This window comes from Aliivibrio friggae, from assembly GCF_057368515.1.
Map to the genome: position 1 here is coordinate 2,049,068 of NZ_CM170648.1, position 16,534 is coordinate 2,065,601.

The window sequence follows — 16,534 nt, forward strand, 5'->3', positions numbered from 1 at the left end:
AAAAAAACGGCATACTAAAAAGTATGCCGTTTTTATATGCCAATTCACATTAGCTGAAATTCACACGTTCACGCAGTTCTTTACCTGGTTTAAAGTGAGGAACGAATTTACCGTCCAATTCAACTTTATCGCCAGTTTTTGGATTACGACCTAAACGAGGCTCTCGATAGTGTAGAGAAAAACTACCAAAACCACGAATCTCTATACGATCCCCGCCCTCTAGCGTTGTTGCCATCTGTTCAAGGATTTCCTTGACTGTATCTTCAACCTGCTTAGCAGAAAGTTGAGGCTTTTTACTACACAGTTGTTCAATCAGTTCAGATTTTGTCATAAATGACCTCTCCTACGTTATCGAAAGAAAAGGGAGCATTACGCTCCCTTTAAATTTACTTATTCGCCTTTAGCAGCTTTGAAAGCGTCAGCCATAGCGTTACCGAAACCACCGTCTTCAGACTTAGTGTTCAGTGAAGCCATTGCTTCTTGCTCGTCAGCTTCATCTTTAGCTTTGATAGATAGGTTAACTACGCGGTTCTTACGGTCTACACCAGTGAACTTCGCTTCAACGCTATCGCCAACGCTTAAGATTAGAGATGCATCTTCAACACGGTCACGAGAAAGCTCAGAAGTACGGATGTAACCTTCTACGCTGTCTGCAAGAGTGATTGTAGCGCCTTTAGCGTCAACAGCTGAAACAGTACCGTTTACTAGAGTACCTTTCTTGTTGTCTGCTAGGTAGTTGTTAAATGGGTCTTCTTCCATTTGTTTAACACCTAGAGAAATACGCTCACGTTCTGCATCTACTGCTAGAACTACAGCAGAGATTTCGTCGCCTTTCTTGTACTCACGTACCGCGTCTTCACCTGTAGCATTCCAAGAAATGTCAGATAGGTGAACTAGACCGTCGATGCCGCCGTCAAGACCGATGAAGATACCAAAGTCAGTGATAGATTTGATCTTACCAGTAACGTGGTCGCCTTTAGCTTGCGCTTCAGCGAATGTCTGCCATGGGTTAGCTTTACATTGCTTAAGACCTAGAGAGATACGACGACGTTCTTCGTCAATCTCAAGAACCATAACCTCAACTTCGTCGCCTACATTAACAACTTTAGAAGGGTGGATGTTCTTGTTAGTCCAATCCATTTCAGAAACGTGTACTAGACCTTCAACGCCTTCTTCGATTTCAACGAAGCAGCCGTAGTCAGTTAGGTTAGTAACACGACCAGAAAGTTTGTGACCTTCTGGGTAACGCTTAGCGATAGCTACCCATGGATCTTCGCCAAGTTGCTTAAGACCTAGAGAAACACGAGTGCGCTCACGATCGAACTTAAGAACTTTAACATTGATCTCGTCACCAACATTTACGATCTCAGATGGGTGCTTAACACGCTTCCAAGCCATATCTGTGATGTGTAGTAGACCGTCAACGCCACCTAGATCAACGAATGCACCGTAGTCAGTAAGGTTCTTAACGATACCTTTAACTTCCATGCCTTCTTGTAGAGAAGCAAGTAACTCGTCACGCTCAACACTGTTTTCAGATTCGATAACAGCACGACGTGAAACAACAACGTTGTTACGCTTTTGGTCAAGTTTGATTACTTTGAACTCTAGCTCTTTGCCTTCAAGGTGCAGAGTGTCGCGTACTGGACGTACATCAACAAGAGAACCAGGTAGGAATGCACGGATACCGTTAAGTTCAACCGTGAAGCCGCCTTTAACTTTACCGTTGATAACACCCATAACTGTTTCAGCATCTTCGTATGCTTTTTCAAGTTGGATCCAAGCTTCGTGACGCTTCGCTTTCTCACGAGAAAGTTGAGTTTCACCGAAACCGTCTTCAACAGCGTCAAGAGCAACGTCTACTTCAGAACCAACTTCAACTTCAAGTTCGCCAGCAGCGTTCTTGAATTGTTCAGCAGGAATTGCTGCTTCAGACTTAAGGCCAGCGTCAACAAGAACGAAACCGTTCTCGATAGCTACTACAGTACCTTTAACGATGCTGCCTTGTTGGAATTCAGTTTCAGATAGAAACTCTTCAAAGAGTTGAGCAAAAGATTCAGTCATTAATTTGATCTTCAATATTAAACGTCCATGGGTATCCTACCGCATGGGGTTGATAGTAAGGTTAGTTATCATCCTTGCAACTAACTAAGTTTTTAATTATAGCTTAGATTCAATAAAAGCAATAGCTTGAGCAACCACTTCTTCAATATTCATTGACGTTGAATCTAATACTAAAGCGTCTTCAGCAGGACGTAATGGCGCGACAGCTCTATTGCGGTCTCGATCATCACGTTCTTGAATTTCGCCTAAAAGACGGTCAAATCTAACATCTAACCCCTTCTGTTGCAACTGCTTCATTCGGCGATTCGCTCGTTCTTCAGCACTTGCATCTAAAAATATCTTAACTTCTGCGCCCGTAAATACAACAGTTCCCATATCTCGGCCATCAGCAACAAGGCCAGGAGCCGAAGCAAAGGCTCTTTGACGACGCAATAAAGCTTCACGAACCTGTGGTAATGCCGCGACTTTTGAAGCCGCCATTCCGGTCTCTTCTTTACGAAGTTCAGAAGATACATCTTCGCCTTCTAAGATGACTTTTACTAAATCACCTTCGGCTTTAAATTGTACGTCTAGATTTGCAGCAAGAGGAACAAGTGCATCTTCTGAATCTAAATCAACGCCATGGTGGATTGCTGCTAATGCTAACACGCGATAAATCGCACCAGAATCTAATAAGTTATAACCTAGCTTTTCTGCAAGTAACATGCACAATGTGCCTTTACCTGCTCCACTTGGACCATCAACAGTAACGACTGGTGAATGAGTTGTCATGGAGTTCTCCAATTATTTATTGTGATTGGTTTCTACGGGCGCATTATACCCAAGTCAGATTATTTATATACTCTAGATAGCCAAAAACTAAAAAAGCCCTGTATCTTTTTATACAGGGCTTATGTCAATAAAATCGTACTCTTATTTATAAATCAAAAATTACACACTTAACTCTTTTAATTTATCAAAATAATCAGGGAACGTTTTTGATGTACAACCAGGATCATTAATAGTCACTGGTGTGTCACTCAATGCTACGAGTGAAAAACACATCGCCATACGGTGATCATCATAAGTATCAATTGCTGCATGCTTTAATGATGTCGGTGGCGTTATCGTAATGTAATCCTCACCTTCTTCGACTTCTGCTCCCACTTTTCTTAATTCTGTCGCCATCGCCGCTAAGCGATCAGTTTCTTTTACACGCCAGTTATATACATTGCGAATAGAGGTCGTGCCCTCTGCGAATAACGCTGCAGTCGCTATTGTCATCGCGGCATCAGGAATATGATTAAAATCCATATCAACGGCTTTTAACTCACCTTTGCGGGCAATAACATAATCATCACCCCATTCAATGTCAGCACCCATAGCCGCTAACGCATCAGCAAACTGAACATCGCCTTGAATGCTTTTTTTGCCAATTCCCGTGACTTTAACTGAACCACCTTTAATGGCTGCCGCCGCTAAGAAATAAGACGCTGACGATGCATCACCTTCAACAAGAAAGTCACCCGGTGCAACATACGTTTGATTAGCAGGAACAACAAAGGTTTGATAGTTTTGGTTATCAATCTTAACCCCAAACGTTGCCATGATATCTAAGGTAATATCGATGTATGGTTTAGAGACTAAATCACCCACAATATTAATTGTCGTATCTTGATTTGATAATGGTGCCGCCATTAAGAAAGCCGTTAAAAATTGGCTTGAGATAGAACCATCGATTTCTACCGTTCCGCCTTTTAAGCCAGTTCCTTTAATTTTTAATGGTGGATAGTTTTCATTTTCTAAATATTCGACATCAGCACCAGCCGCTTTTAATGCGGAAACTAAATGACCAATAGGACGCTCTTTCATACGAGGTTCGCCAGTAAGAACAAACTCACCCTTGCCTAGGCATAATGCAGCCGCTAATGGTCGCATTGCTGTCCCTGCATTACCAAGAAATAGCTCCAAAGCTTCAGTTGGCTCAAAAGCATGACCTAAGCCAATAACTTCACAAACTGTTTTATCTTCGGATAAATTATATTCCACACCTAATGACTTTAGTGCATTGAGCATATGACGAATATCATCACTATCAAGTAGATTAGTAAGTATTGTTTTCCCTGAAGCCAATGCAGCAAGTAATAATGCTCGATTTGAAACACTTTTTGAGCCAGGTAGATTTATTTGACCATCAATTTTTGAAATTGGTTGAAGAGTTAAGCTTTCCATGTTTATGTAAAAATTCCTATACAAATAAATAATAATGCTACGCTCGGTATTTCACCTCATGATTGCATAGCTGTTTCAGCTTTCATTGTTATTTTTTGTTATTCTTCATACTTTCAGAGTAACGAAAACCAAAGCGTTGTACCAGAGGCAATGTCGTCTCTTTACTTAAAAATAATGAATACTTATTTCTTTTGCTTATGACTATCTATTTGCCCCAACTTGATTCAAATGAAACAAGCCCTTTCCCTGCCATCGAAAGTGCATTAAATGATCCTGATGGATTGCTTGCAATGGGGGGAGACTTATCTTCAGTTCGTCTACTCAATGCTTACCAACATGGTATTTTCCCTTGGTATAGTTCTGGTGATCCTATTTTATGGTGGAGCCCAAGTATTCGAGGTGTTTTTTTACCGACTCAATTTTCACCATCGAAGAGTTTAAGAAAGTTTTTTAGAAAATCGAACTATGAAGTCACCATAAACAAATCAACAGCTCAAGTGATTGAACTTTGTGCATCCACTAGGAGTGCAGAAGAGACGTGGATCATGCCTGAAATGATTCACGCCTATAAGCAGCTCGCAACATTGGGGATTTGTCATTCTGTTGAAGTCTGGTGCAATAATGAACTTGTTGGTGGGCTGTATGGTCTCCAAATCGGCCAAGTATTTTGTGGTGAGTCTATGTTTTCATTACAGACAAACGCTTCTAAGATTGCCTTATGGCTATTTTGCGAACACTTTGTTAACTCTGGAGGGAAATTAATCGACTGCCAAATGATGAACCCTCACCTTGAAAGTCTAGGTGCAGTAGAAATGAAACGATCTGACTTTAAGGTCACACTGGACAAACTTGTAAATGCTCACGTCGCATCAAATTGCTATCTACCACAATTATTAGGGGTTAAGTAATCACCATGAGTCAATACTCTCTTGAAGTTGGATTAACCCCCGAAGGCCCTTGTAGCTACCTTCCCGAACAGCGAGAACGCCTAGCTGTCGCTATGGATCAAGAGCTGCATTCACCTCTGGGTTATCAAGCATTAATTCGCCTTGGATTTAGACGCAGCGGATCTACTATTTATAAACCTATGTGTAACGCTTGTAGTGCTTGCCAACCTTTACGAATTGATGCTGAAGAATTTTCACCAAGTAAAAGCCAAAAACGAATTTTAAATAAATTATCTGCGTTTACTTGGGAAATAAAAACAGAAATGGATGATGAATGGTTCGCATTATATGAACGATATATAACCGCCCGCCACCAATCAGGCAGTATGTTTCCTGCGAATGAGGAACAATTTTTTGAATTTTCTCAAGCAGAATGGTTACCTAGCCATTTTCTTCATATTTATGAAAATAATGTTCTTATAGCAATTGCAGTAACCGATATCTTAGTTGACTCAGTCAGCGCTATGTATACCTTTTTTGAGCCAGAGCATCTGTTATCTCTAGGAACCGTTTCTATTCTAATTCAACTAAAATTATGTAAACAATTGCAAAAAAACTGGCTTTACCCTGGTTACCAAATAGACGATTGTCCAGCAATGAAATATAAAGATCGATATAAACCTAACCAAAAGCTAGTAAATATGGTCTGGCGAGGGTAAAATGCCCACCAAACTTTACATACATCATTTTTAAGGGCATTATTGGCCGCTTAAAAATCAGCCAAAGCTATCTATATAAAGAGGATTCAATGGCAAAAGAAGACGCAATTGAGCTGCAAGGCACGGTTCTAGATACTCTACCAAACACAATGTTTCGCGTAGAATTAGAAAACGGTCACGTTGTTACTGCTCATATCTCAGGTAAAATGCGTAAAAACTACATCCGTATTCTTACTGGTGACAAAGTAACAGTTGAAATGACTCCTTACGATTTATCTAAAGGCCGTATTGTCTTCCGTGCTCGTTAATTTGTCATTTTTAGCAAATTAGTTTGCTATAAATAATAATAAAAAAACCCAGTCAATGACTGGGTTTTTTATTATTTAAACATTAATCAATTAATGTACCGCTTCTGCTTCACTGGTAAACTCAAAGGCAAGCTCTCCGCCTTTATTCAGTTTAACTCGAACCGTACCACCATTAACTAACTCACCAAATAACAATTCATTTGCCATTGGTTTTTTCAGGTTTTCTTGAATAACTCGAGCCATTGGGCGTGCACCCATTGCTTTATCATAGCCTTTCTCTGCAAGCCATTCTTTCGCTTCTTTTGATACTTCCATTGAAACACCGCGAGCATCCAACTGCACTTGCAATTCAACAATGAACTTCTCAACAACAAGAGATATCACATCTTTGCTTAAATGCTCGAACCAAATAATGTTATCTAAACGGTTTCTAAATTCAGGCGTAAAGATTTTTTTAATCGCCGCCATTGCATCAGTACTATGATCTTGTTGAATAAGACCAATCGATTTCTTCACCGTTTCTTGAACCCCAGCATTGGTTGTCATAACAAAAACCACATTACGGAAATCTGCTTTACGACCATTATTATCAGTCAGCGTACCATTATCCATAATTTGAAGTAGTAAGTTAAAAACATCTGGATGCGCTTTTTCTAGTTCATCAAGTAAAACCACTGAATGAGGGTGTTTAATAACTGCATCTGTTAGTAGGCCACCTTGTTCATAGCCAACATAGCCAGGAGGAGCACCGATCAAACGACTTACTGTATGACGCTCACCATATTCAGACATATCAAAACGAAGAAGCTCAATACCAAGAGCTTTTGCTAATTGAACCGTTACTTCTGTTTTACCAACCCCTGTAGGTCCAGCAAACAAGAATGAACCAACTGGTTTATTATCCGCACCTAAACCTGCTCTACTCAGCTTAATAGCTTCACATAACACATCAATGCCTTGGTCTTGCCCAAACACTAACATTTTAAGCTTCGCATCCAGTTTCTTCAGTACATCTTTATCACTAGAAGATACTGATTTTTCAGGGATCCTTGCCATCTTAGCCACCATCGACTCAATATCAGCAACATTGATGGTTTTCTTTCGACGACTAGCAGGCATTAAACGACAGCGAGCTCCCGCCTCATCAATTACATCAATCGCTTTATCTGGTAGATGACGTTCATTAATATACTTAGCAGACAACTCTACCGCCGCTCGTAGCGCTTTATTGGTATAACGAACTTCATGATGCTCTTCGTATTTACTCTTAAGACCAATAAGGATCTTAGTAGTGTCATCCAATGATGGTTCTAAAATATCAATTTTTTGGAAGCGTCGAGCCAAAGCACGTTCTTTTTCAAAAATAGTGCTGTGCTCTTGATAAGTTGTTGAACCAATACAGCGTAACTTACCGCTGCTTAATAACGGTTTAATTAAGTTAGCAGCATCAACTTGACCACCCGAAGCTGCACCCGCACCGATAATAGTATGGATCTCATCAATGAATAATACCGCATGTTCTTCATTTTCAAGCTGTTTTAAGATGGCTTTAAAGCGTTTCTCAAAGTCACCACGATACTTAGTTCCTGCAAGCAATGAACCTATATCTAATGAATAAATAATGCAGTCTTTAATTACATCAGGAACTTGCCCCTCAACAATGCGCCAAGCCAGCCCTTCAGCAATGGCCGTTTTACCAACGCCCGCTTCACCAACAAGTAATGGGTTATTTTTACGACGACGGCATAGCACTTGAATTGTGCGTTCAAGCTCTTGATCACGTCCAATAAGAGGATCAATCCCCCCATTTTTCGCTACTTGATTTAAGTTAGTAGCAAAACTTTCTAACTGATCTTCGGAATTAGCTTCGACTGCTGTTTCGACATTATTTGAATTGCTATTTTCATCTCCGTGCTCTGGAGCACCGTGAGAGATAAAATTAACAATATCTAATCGGCTAATGTCATTCTTTTTAAGGAGGTATGCGGCATGCGATTCTTGCTCACTAAAAATAGCGACAAGAACATTTGCACCAGTGACTTCACTGCGACCTGATGATTGAACATGAAAAACAGCTCGCTGAAGAACACGTTGAAAGCTTAACGTAGGCTGAGTTTCACGACTTTCATCATCAACAGGAATCAACGGCGTCGTTTGTGTAATGAATTCATCAATTTCAGTTGCCAATGCCTTTAAATCGGTATGGCAAGCTAAAAGAGCTTCGTGAGCAGATGGGTTCTCTAATAGAGCAAATAACAAATGCTCTACTGTCATGAATTCATGACGCTTTTCTCGTGCACGAGCAAACGCGCTGTTTAAACTCGCTTCTAATTCTTTATTTAGCATAGGAACCTCCCAAAACACCAAAATATGGTGTAACGAACAAACTTACGCTTGTTCCATTGTACACAGCAGTGGGTGCTCATTATCACGCGAATACGTATTGACTTGCGCAACTTTAGTTTCTGCAACTTCAGCAGTGAAAACCCCACATACTGCTTTCCCTTCATAATGCACTGTTAGCATTAATTGTGTTGCTTTTTCCAAATCCATGGAAAAAAATTTATCTAAAACTTCGACAACAAACTCCATTGGAGTGTAATCATCATTATTTAAAACCACCTTATACATTGGTGGTGGTTTTAACCCAGTTTTCTCCAATTCCAATACATCTGAATCAGGAGAAATCCATTCATATGGTTTGCTCATGTCGCCAACTGATTAGTTAAATAACATTCCCAGATACCTTTTAGTATCCCCTTATTATTCAGCCTAATCCAGACCGGTAACGACATCAAACAAAAGATGTCATTTTCATGTCTTTATCACTTATTTTTTACTTAATCGAATACAAAATCGACGATACAAACTAAAGGATAGTGCGTTTTTTTTGTTATCACCAACTTATTTATCAATCTGATATTACTGATAATAATGTTAATCTCAGATGTGATATAATGCGTGAATGTTACAAAAGTAAATAAATTGTACTTGACTCCCTCTTTAGATTTAATAGAGTGTAGTAATTAGTGGTTATCAATTAATCAGATTTTTAATTGATGAACATTATGCTAGGTAAATTAAATGCAGAAGGATGTATAGCATGGCAACAGGTACAGTAAAATGGTTCAATAACGCTAAAGGGTTTGGCTTCATTTGTCCTGAAGATGAAGATGGTGATATTTTTGCTCACTATTCTACAATTGAAATGGATGGCTACCGCACATTAAAAGCAGGACAAGCCGTTACCTACGAAATTCATGAAGGACCAAAAGGCTTTCACGCAAGTGAAATTAAACCACTTGAAGGAGAGCTTGCTAAATAACCTTCGTGACGACTAAAAAGGTGAGTATTGGTACTCACCTTTTTTGAACCTATCAAAATAGCCACACTCCAACTCTTATCACGTCCAACTTTAGGCCTTAACTTTGAAATATTTATTATCCTTCGTATTGTTCATTTTTCTAAGTGGTTGCGTGTCAGAAACCATTGAAGAAAAAAGCACGATTAATCTTGTTACCATTGGCAATATCAATGATGTGGTTGCAGGAAAACATTTTTTTTCTTGGCACCCAACGATTAGTGCGAATTACTTAAACACTGAACTGAATGATAATAATACGGAACAACAATTTATTACCTCATTAAAAAACGAGTTAATACAAAAAGGCTTTATCTACACTGACAACCTAACACAAGCAGATTTTTATATTGGCTATGGATTGGGTATCGATAGTGCGATTAGTGATCAACAGATTTTAAATAAAACAGGTCTACTGACAGGTCTACAGCCTTTAAATACAGCAGATGAACAAGAAAAAAATAAAGCCAGCGTATTTATCGCTGTATTTCTACCCAATCAAGTCAATGCCTCTTGGACTATATTGGCACAAGGTTACACCAATACCGATGATAGTAGAAAAGATGCCATGAACGAATTACTGCAATTCATGTTTCACAGCTTAGAAAGTAAGATTTAGATCACACAGATTAAATGTTAACCAAAAATAAAGAAGCAGCGAATATCGCTGCTTTTTTATTTCTAAGATTATCGATTATGAGGAACAGCTAATTTCCATTTTCTTACCCCACTCAGGAGGTAATTGAGCATACTGTTCAAATTCAGGGTGTTCATCAAATGGCGACACTAATAACATAGCTAATACATCAACCTCCCTGTAATCCCCTTCTTTAGCCTTATCAATCGCTTGCTGAGCTAAATAGTTTCGAAGAATGTATTTAGGGTTTACCTTTCTCATCTCCCGACAACGCATCTCGGTGTTCTCTGCTTCACTTTCACAGCGTATTAGATAAAAGTCCATCCATAATGTTGCTGCGTCTCTATCTATAAATAAATCCACCACCGTATGCTTATCTTGAGTATCTAAATAAGACAAAGCTCTCATAAAGCGAGTGTAATCGACTGAATTTTGAGACAGCAACTCAAACATCGATTCAAATAAACGACTGTCTCCTTCTTGCTTAGACAGAAGACCCAATTTTTTCCGCATCGCCTGACTAAAATAACCGTGTAATTGAATTTCGTATTGCTCTAAAGAGGTTTCTAAATCTGATTTATCAATCAATGCAGAAAGAGAATGAGCCAGTGCAGATAAATTCCATAACCCTATTTTAGGCTGCTGGTTAAATGCATAGCGTCCTTGGTAGTCAGAATGATTACAAATGTAGCCGGGCTCATAATCATCAAGAAAACCAAAAGGACCATAATCAAAGGTTTGACCAATAATCGACATATTATCCGTATTCATAACACCATGAGCGAATCCAACCGCTTGCCACTGTGCAATCATATATGCCGTTCTATCTATGATTTGATTGAACATTGCAACATATGGTTTCTCTTCATTTAAGCAATCTGGAAAATGCCATTCAATTACTTTATCCGCTAATAACTTCTGCTCTGCCAATAAATTTGAATAAAACAAATGCTCAAAATGACCAAATCGAATATGAGTCTCAGCCATTCGGATCAGTAAGGCTCCTGTTTCATAACCTTCTCTAAAGACAGGCGTATCACTCGTCATCATCCCTAATGCTCTTGTTGTAGGGATACCTAATCCTGCCATGGCCTCACTGCACAAATATTCACGAATAGTAGATCGAAGTACTGCTCGACCATCACCAGAGCGAGAATAAGGCGTTAGCCCTGCTCCTTTTAAATGAAGATCAAAACGGTTTCCTTCTTTATCTGCTATTTCAGCAAGTAATAACCCGCGGCCATCACCAAGATCAGGATTATAGCTACCAAATTGATGTCCGGCGTATTTCATCGCTAATGGTGAAAAAGCAGACGGCACAGTCTCCCCAGAAAAAGAAGATAATAGCTCTGGGTTATTCTGCGGCATTTCAGGTAAACCAAATCGCATAGCCAATTCACTGTTCCATATTAGCCAATCAGCGTTTTCTAATGGCGTTGGCTGAACATAAGTAAAAAAACAATTCGGCAGTTCTGAATAACGGGTGGTAATTGAAAAGGCGTTCCAAAAAGACATGAGAGTAATCCATTAATAGTGCAATGGACTAACGCTAGCATATTGATAAATGATATGACAGAAATGAAAAAAGCCGCACTAACCATGAGGTTAATGCGGCTTTTCCAATTTGGTACGCCCTGAAGGATTCGAACCTTCGACCACCTCCTTAGAAGGGAGGTGCTCTATCCAGCTGAGCTAAGGGCGCTCTATGGGGTAGGATTATACGAATATACGAAAACAGATCAATCCTTTTCTTATCATTATCTTACTGAATGCTGAAAAATAAAGCAGATTGGCTATTGTTTGATTAAATATAGGCTTTTAACTTCATACTCAATAACATATTTATGGGTGCTGCTATTTTTAAAACTTCACAAACGGAGAAAGCAATCGTTTGCGTCTAGCTATTACTATTTAATTCTGAGACAATACGCACGTCAATCAGTCAAAGCCCTTGTATAGGATTATTATGACCGCTCAAATTATCGATGGAAAACTTATCTCCCAAACTGTTCGCTCAGAAGTTGGGGCTCGTGTTAAAGCTCGCGTAGAAGCCGGATTACGTGCTCCAGGGCTAGCCGTGGTATTAGTAGGACAAGATCCTGCCTCTCAAGTTTATGTTGGAAGTAAACGTCGAGCTTGTGAAGAAGTCGGCTTTATTTCAAAATCTTATGATTTACCAACAACAACGACAGAAGCTGAATTGCTGTCTATTATTGATACATTAAATCAAGATGCTGAAATTGATGGTATTTTAGTTCAACTCCCTCTTCCTGCAGGAATGGACAGCACTAAAATTTTAGAGCGCATTGACCCAGAAAAAGACGTCGATGGCTTCCACCCATACAACGTAGGTCGTCTTTCTCAACGTATTCCAAAGTTACGTTCATGTACCCCAAAAGGTATTATCACTCTGCTTGATCGTTACAATATTCAAGTGCGTGGAATGCACGCAGTTGTGGTTGGAGCATCAAACATCGTTGGTCGCCCAATGACACTTGAATTGCTGCTTGCTGGTTGTACTACTACAACTTGTCACCGATTCACTAAAGATCTTGAACACCATATTCGTCAAGCCGACCTTGTTGTGGTTGCCGTTGGTAAACCAAACTTCATTCCAGGAGAGTGGATTAAAGAAGGCGCTGTCGTGGTCGATGTAGGCATCAATCGCTTAGATTCAGGTAAATTAATTGGTGATGTTGAATACGATGTAGCAAAAACAAAAGCAAGTTACATCACCCCAGTTCCTGGTGGCGTTGGCCCAATGACAGTGGCTAGTTTGATCGAAAATACCTTATTAGCTTGTGAGCAATACCACAGCAAATAACATAAACTATTAACTAAAATATCAATTAGCGAGCTTTATTAGGCTCGCTTTTTTTATATCTGCGCACTGCCACACTTCTTGATTAAATTTCATCCTATTTTCAGTTTTTTCTTGGACAAAATAAGGGTTTAGTAACTAACCTTAAGATGCTTAATAAAAAAAACGGATGACAAGAGGAAATGGATATGAGTATTTTTGACCACTATCAAGCCCGTTATGAAGCGGCAAAAGATGAAGAGATTTCACTGCAAGATTTCTTGTCCTTATGTAGTAATGACAAAAGTGCTTATGCCAATGCAGCAGAAAGACTTCTCATGGCTATTGGGGAACCTGAAGTTATCGATACTGCTCTTGACCCTCAACTTAGCCGTATATTTTCCAACCGTGTGATCTCTCGCTATGAGACATTTAAAGACTTCTACGGTATGGAAGAGCCTATTGAACAAATTATTTCTTACCTAAAACATGCAGCTCAAGGTCTCGAAGAACGTAAACAAGTGCTTTACCTATTAGGCCCAGTAGGTGGCGGTAAATCATCATTAGCAGAAAAGCTAAAAAGCTTAATGCAAAAATTACCTATCTATATTCTAAGCGCGAATGGCGAAAGAAGTCCCGTCAATGACCATCCCTTCTGTTTATTTGACGTAACAGAAGATGGCGAACTGCTAAAAAAAGAATATGGTATTGAACCTCGTAACCTTCGTTCAATAATGTCCCCTTGGGCCGCAAAACGATTAAATGAATTTGGTGGTGATATCACTAAATTTAAAGTCATTAAAGTTCACCCCTCAATTCTTGAGCAGATCGGTATCGCCAAAACCGAACCCGGTGATGAGAATAACCAAGATATTTCATCATTAGTTGGGAAAGTTGATATTCGTCAGTTAGAGCATTTTGCCCAAGATGATCCCGATGCTTACAGCTATTCAGGATCACTCTGTAAAGCCAATCAAGGCTTGATGGAATTTGTAGAGATGTTCAAAGCACCAATTAAAGTACTCCACCCTCTTCTAACTGCAACCCAAGAAGGCAACTTTAATGGGACAGAAGGCTTATCCGCCCTACCATTTGATGGCATGATTTTGGCTCACTCAAATGAATCAGAATGGCAAACGTTCAGAAACAACAAAAACAATGAGGCCTTTCTAGATAGGGTATACATAGTTAAAGTTCCTTATTGTTTACGAGTATCTGAAGAAGTCAAAATCTATCAAAAGCTATTGGAACACAGTGATCTATTTCATGCGCCTTGTTCTCCAAGTACCTTAGATATTTTGGCTCAATTCTCGATACTTTCACGCCTAAAAGATCCTGAGAACTCATCTCTGTTCTCAAAAATGCGCGTTTATGATGGTGAAACACTTAAAGACACCGATCCAAAAGCCAAAAGCTATCAAGAGTATCGTGATTTTGCAGGAGTCGATGAAGGCATGTCAGGGCTTTCAACACGGTTCGCTTTTAAAATTCTATCTCGTGTATTTAACTTTGACCAAACCGAAGTTGCCGCCAACCCTGTTCATCTATTCTATGTTATTGAACAACAGATCGAACGAGAACAATTTGCTCAAGATATTGCCGATAAATATACCGAATTCGTCAAAGGCTTCTTAGTCCCTAAATATGTCGAATTTATTGGAAAAGAAATCCAAACCGCTTATTTAGAGTCGTATTCAGAGTATGGTCAAAATATCTTTGATCGCTATGTCACCTATGCCGATTTTTGGATTCAAGATCAAGAATATAGAGATCCAGAAACCGGACAATTGTTTGATCGCTCTGCCCTCAATGATGAATTAGAAAAAATTGAAAAAACCGCAGGGATCAGTAACCCGAAAGATTTTCGAAATGAAATTGTTAACTTTGTTCTAAGAGCGAAGGCAAATAACAATGGCCAAAATCCAAATTGGACAAGTTACGAAAAACTTCGTGTCGTTATCGAGAAAAAAATGTTCTCCAATACTGAAGATTTACTTCCAGTGATCTCTTTCAATGGAAAAACGTCAACTGACGATCAGAAAAAACACGATAACTTCGTTGCTCGTATGATGGAAAAAGGCTACACCAAAAAGCAAGTCCGTCTATTAGCAGAGTGGTACTTACGTGTTCGAAAATCTTCATAAGTAAACAACAGGACGTTGCAGCCCATAATCAATTATGGGCTGACCCAGTAACATTTTGATTAAATTACTGTCTATATAAGTAGGCAGAATACTTTATCAAGGTGGTATGAATTAGGAGGGCAATATTATGGCTCAATTTATTGACCGAAGGTTGAATGGCAAAAAGAAAAGCACGGTCAACAGACAACGCTTTATTCGTCGCCATAAAGATCAAATTAAACGTGCAGTCTCTGATGCCGTAAATCAACGTTCAGTCACTAATACTGAGGGTGGTGAAAGCATTTCGATTCCAAAAGGAGACATTTCCGAGCCTGTTTTTCATCAAGGCCAAGGTGGTATTCGCGAGCGTGTTCTTCCTGGTAATGACCAATTCATCAAAGGCGATAAAATTGACCGTCCACAAGGGGGAGCTGGTGGTGGTTCAGGCGCAGGAGACGCAAGTGCTGATGGTGAGGGAGAAGATGAGTTTAGCTTTCAGATCTCAAAAGATGAGTATTTAGACATTCTATTTGAAGAGCTTGAGCTTCCTAATTTAGAAAAAAATCAAGTCCAAAAGATCACCGAATGGGAAACCCACCGAGCGGGCTATCAAACCGCAGGGATCCCGTCCAATATTGATATCGTTCGCTCATTGCAGCAATCACTGGCTCGCCGAACCGCCATGACCGCAGGCAAAAAACGCTTACTGAGCGAACTTGAGCAAGAATTAGAACAGATCAAAAACAGTGAACCCGCTCACCCACTTGCTGTTCGTAAAATGAAAGAAGAAATAGAAGAGCTACGAGAAAAGATTAAACACGTCCCTTACATTGATTCTTTCGATCTACGCTATAAAAACTACGAACGAACCCCGATTCCATCAAGTCAAGCTGTCATGTTTTGTTTAATGGATGTCTCAGGCTCAATGGACCAAGCAACCAAAGACATAGCAAAACGCTTTTATGTTCTACTTTATTTATTTCTTACTCGTACTTATGAAAATGTCGAAGTCGTTTTTATTCGCCACCACACTCAAGCAAAAGAAGTTAACGAACACGACTTTTTCTATTCTCAAGAAACGGGCGGAACCATGGTTTCTAGTGCCCTAAGATTAATGAAAGAAGTCATAGCAGAGCGATTTCCGGTTAATGAATGGAACATCTATGCAGCTCAAGCGTCTGATGGCGATAACTGGGCAGATGATTCACCAAAATGTAAAGAGTTACTCACGGCTTCAATTCTTCCATATTGCCAGTACTACTCTTACATTGAAATAACCAAACGTCACCACCAAACATTATGGACTGAGTACGAAAAGCTAGCACAAGGATTTGATAACTTTGCGATGAAAAACATTCGTTCGCTTGAAGACATCTACCCTATTTTTAGAGAATTATTTAAAAAACAGCTGGCTTAGGAGGCAA

At 39.5% G+C, this 16,534-nt stretch carries 15 protein-coding genes and 1 tRNA gene; 8 read left to right on the plus strand and 8 right to left on the minus strand.

The features are described from left to right. Positions 1 to 49 precede the first annotated feature (49 nt). The 4 genes from ihfB to aroA form a co-directional block, all read right to left on the minus strand. The gene (ihfB, locus tag AC2INI_RS09515) at positions 50 to 331 is read right to left on the minus strand and encodes an integration host factor subunit beta (protein ID WP_045102545.1); all 282 of its coding nucleotides are present in this window, start codon (positions 329 to 331) and stop codon (positions 50 to 52) included. 59 nt (positions 332 to 390) lie between these two features. Further along, positions 391 to 2,064 (minus strand): 30S ribosomal protein S1, encoded by a 1,674-nt coding sequence (gene rpsA, locus AC2INI_RS09520; protein WP_060991473.1) that lies wholly within the window; start codon positions 2,062 to 2,064, stop codon positions 391 to 393. Between the two features lie 96 nt (positions 2,065 to 2,160). Further along, the gene (gene cmk / locus AC2INI_RS09525; RefSeq protein WP_045102547.1) at positions 2,161 to 2,835 is read right to left on the minus strand and encodes a (d)CMP kinase; all 675 of its coding nucleotides are present in this window, start codon (positions 2,833 to 2,835) and stop codon (positions 2,161 to 2,163) included. 159 nt (positions 2,836 to 2,994) lie between these two features. Then, a complete protein-coding gene (aroA, locus tag AC2INI_RS09530; protein WP_486304703.1) occupies positions 2,995 to 4,275 on the minus strand; it encodes a 3-phosphoshikimate 1-carboxyvinyltransferase in 1,281 nt (426 codons plus the stop codon). A gap of 197 nt (positions 4,276 to 4,472) precedes the next feature. On the opposite strand from aroA, the gene aat reads away from it, so the two are divergent. The 3 genes from aat (at position 4,473) to infA (ending at position 6,189) form a co-directional block, all read left to right on the plus strand. Next, entirely contained in the window at positions 4,473 to 5,183 is a 711-nt protein-coding gene (aat, locus tag AC2INI_RS09535; RefSeq protein WP_486304704.1) for a leucyl/phenylalanyl-tRNA--protein transferase, read from the plus strand. A gap of 5 nt (positions 5,184 to 5,188) precedes the next feature. Beyond that, a complete protein-coding gene (locus AC2INI_RS09540; protein WP_486304705.1) occupies positions 5,189 to 5,881 on the plus strand; it encodes an arginyltransferase in 693 nt (230 codons plus the stop codon). Between the two features lie 89 nt (positions 5,882 to 5,970). Next, on the plus strand, positions 5,971 to 6,189 hold the full coding sequence (gene infA, locus AC2INI_RS09545) for a translation initiation factor IF-1 (protein ID WP_005420180.1): 219 nt from the start codon (positions 5,971 to 5,973) through the stop codon (positions 6,187 to 6,189). 90 nt (positions 6,190 to 6,279) lie between these two features. On the opposite strand, the gene clpA is transcribed toward infA, so the two are convergent. Both clpA and clpS read right to left on the minus strand, forming a co-directional pair. Then, entirely contained in the window at positions 6,280 to 8,535 is a 2,256-nt protein-coding gene (clpA, locus tag AC2INI_RS09550; protein WP_122033976.1) for an ATP-dependent Clp protease ATP-binding subunit ClpA, read from the minus strand. A gap of 42 nt (positions 8,536 to 8,577) precedes the next feature. Beyond that, entirely contained in the window at positions 8,578 to 8,898 is a 321-nt protein-coding gene (gene clpS, locus AC2INI_RS09555; protein ID WP_122033979.1) for an ATP-dependent Clp protease adapter ClpS, read from the minus strand. A gap of 394 nt (positions 8,899 to 9,292) precedes the next feature. Between clpS and cspD the strand changes: the two genes are divergently transcribed. Together cspD and AC2INI_RS09565 are read left to right on the plus strand one after the other, a co-directional pair. Beyond that, positions 9,293 to 9,514 carry a cold shock domain-containing protein CspD gene (gene cspD / locus AC2INI_RS09560; RefSeq protein WP_122033982.1) on the plus strand — a complete coding sequence of 74 codons (222 nt, stop codon included), beginning with the start codon at positions 9,293 to 9,295 and terminating at the stop codon, positions 9,512 to 9,514. 151 nt (positions 9,515 to 9,665) lie between these two features. Continuing rightward, positions 9,666 to 10,169, plus strand: coding sequence for a hypothetical protein (locus AC2INI_RS09565; protein ID WP_254052625.1), 504 nt, complete (start codon positions 9,666 to 9,668; stop codon positions 10,167 to 10,169). 75 nt (positions 10,170 to 10,244) lie between these two features. Here AC2INI_RS09565 and AC2INI_RS09570 read toward each other — a convergent pair whose 3' ends face one another. After that, entirely contained in the window at positions 10,245 to 11,702 is a 1,458-nt protein-coding gene (locus AC2INI_RS09570) for a protein adenylyltransferase SelO (protein ID WP_486304706.1), read from the minus strand. Positions 11,703 to 11,812: 110 nt separating this feature from the next. Continuing rightward, positions 11,813 to 11,889, minus strand: a tRNA-Arg gene (locus tag AC2INI_RS09575). Between the two features lie 264 nt (positions 11,890 to 12,153). Between AC2INI_RS09575 and folD the strand changes: the two genes are divergently transcribed. From folD to AC2INI_RS09590, 3 genes are all read left to right on the plus strand, one after another. Then, positions 12,154 to 13,011, plus strand: a complete 858-nt coding sequence (gene folD / locus AC2INI_RS09580) for a bifunctional methylenetetrahydrofolate dehydrogenase/methenyltetrahydrofolate cyclohydrolase FolD (protein WP_122033989.1) — start codon at positions 12,154 to 12,156, stop codon at positions 13,009 to 13,011. Between the two features lie 185 nt (positions 13,012 to 13,196). After that, positions 13,197 to 15,131, plus strand: a complete 1,935-nt coding sequence (locus AC2INI_RS09585) for a PrkA family serine protein kinase (RefSeq protein WP_122033992.1) — start codon at positions 13,197 to 13,199, stop codon at positions 15,129 to 15,131. Between the two features lie 127 nt (positions 15,132 to 15,258). Further along, a complete protein-coding gene (locus AC2INI_RS09590) occupies positions 15,259 to 16,527 on the plus strand; it encodes a YeaH/YhbH family protein (RefSeq protein WP_486304707.1) in 1,269 nt (422 codons plus the stop codon). Positions 16,528 to 16,534 lie beyond the last annotated feature (7 nt).

Excerpts from the sequence above, each read along its gene's own strand:
- ihfB (WP_045102545.1), bottom strand. The coding sequence starts at position 331 with ATGACAAAATCTGAACTGATTGAACAACTGTGTAGTAAAAAGCCTCAA.
- rpsA (WP_060991473.1), bottom strand. The coding sequence starts at position 2,064 with ATGACTGAATCTTTTGCTCAACTCTTTGAAGAGTTTCTATCTGAAACT.
- cmk (WP_045102547.1), bottom strand. The coding sequence starts at position 2,835 with ATGACAACTCATTCACCAGTCGTTACTGTTGATGGTCCAAGTGGAGCA.
- aroA (WP_486304703.1), bottom strand. The coding sequence starts at position 4,275 with ATGGAAAGCTTAACTCTTCAACCAATTTCAAAAATTGATGGTCAAATA.
- aat (WP_486304704.1), top strand. The coding sequence starts at position 4,473 with ATGACTATCTATTTGCCCCAACTTGATTCAAATGAAACAAGCCCTTTC.
- AC2INI_RS09540 (WP_486304705.1), top strand. The coding sequence starts at position 5,189 with ATGAGTCAATACTCTCTTGAAGTTGGATTAACCCCCGAAGGCCCTTGT.
- infA (WP_005420180.1), top strand. The coding sequence starts at position 5,971 with ATGGCAAAAGAAGACGCAATTGAGCTGCAAGGCACGGTTCTAGATACT.
- clpA (WP_122033976.1), bottom strand. The coding sequence starts at position 8,535 with ATGCTAAATAAAGAATTAGAAGCGAGTTTAAACAGCGCGTTTGCTCGT.
- clpS (WP_122033979.1), bottom strand. The coding sequence starts at position 8,898 with ATGAGCAAACCATATGAATGGATTTCTCCTGATTCAGATGTATTGGAA.
- cspD (WP_122033982.1), top strand. The coding sequence starts at position 9,293 with ATGGCAACAGGTACAGTAAAATGGTTCAATAACGCTAAAGGGTTTGGC.
- AC2INI_RS09570 (WP_486304706.1), bottom strand. The coding sequence starts at position 11,702 with ATGTCTTTTTGGAACGCCTTTTCAATTACCACCCGTTATTCAGAACTG.
- folD (WP_122033989.1), top strand. The coding sequence starts at position 12,154 with ATGACCGCTCAAATTATCGATGGAAAACTTATCTCCCAAACTGTTCGC.
- AC2INI_RS09585 (WP_122033992.1), top strand. The coding sequence starts at position 13,197 with ATGAGTATTTTTGACCACTATCAAGCCCGTTATGAAGCGGCAAAAGAT.
- AC2INI_RS09590 (WP_486304707.1), top strand. The coding sequence starts at position 15,259 with ATGGCTCAATTTATTGACCGAAGGTTGAATGGCAAAAAGAAAAGCACG.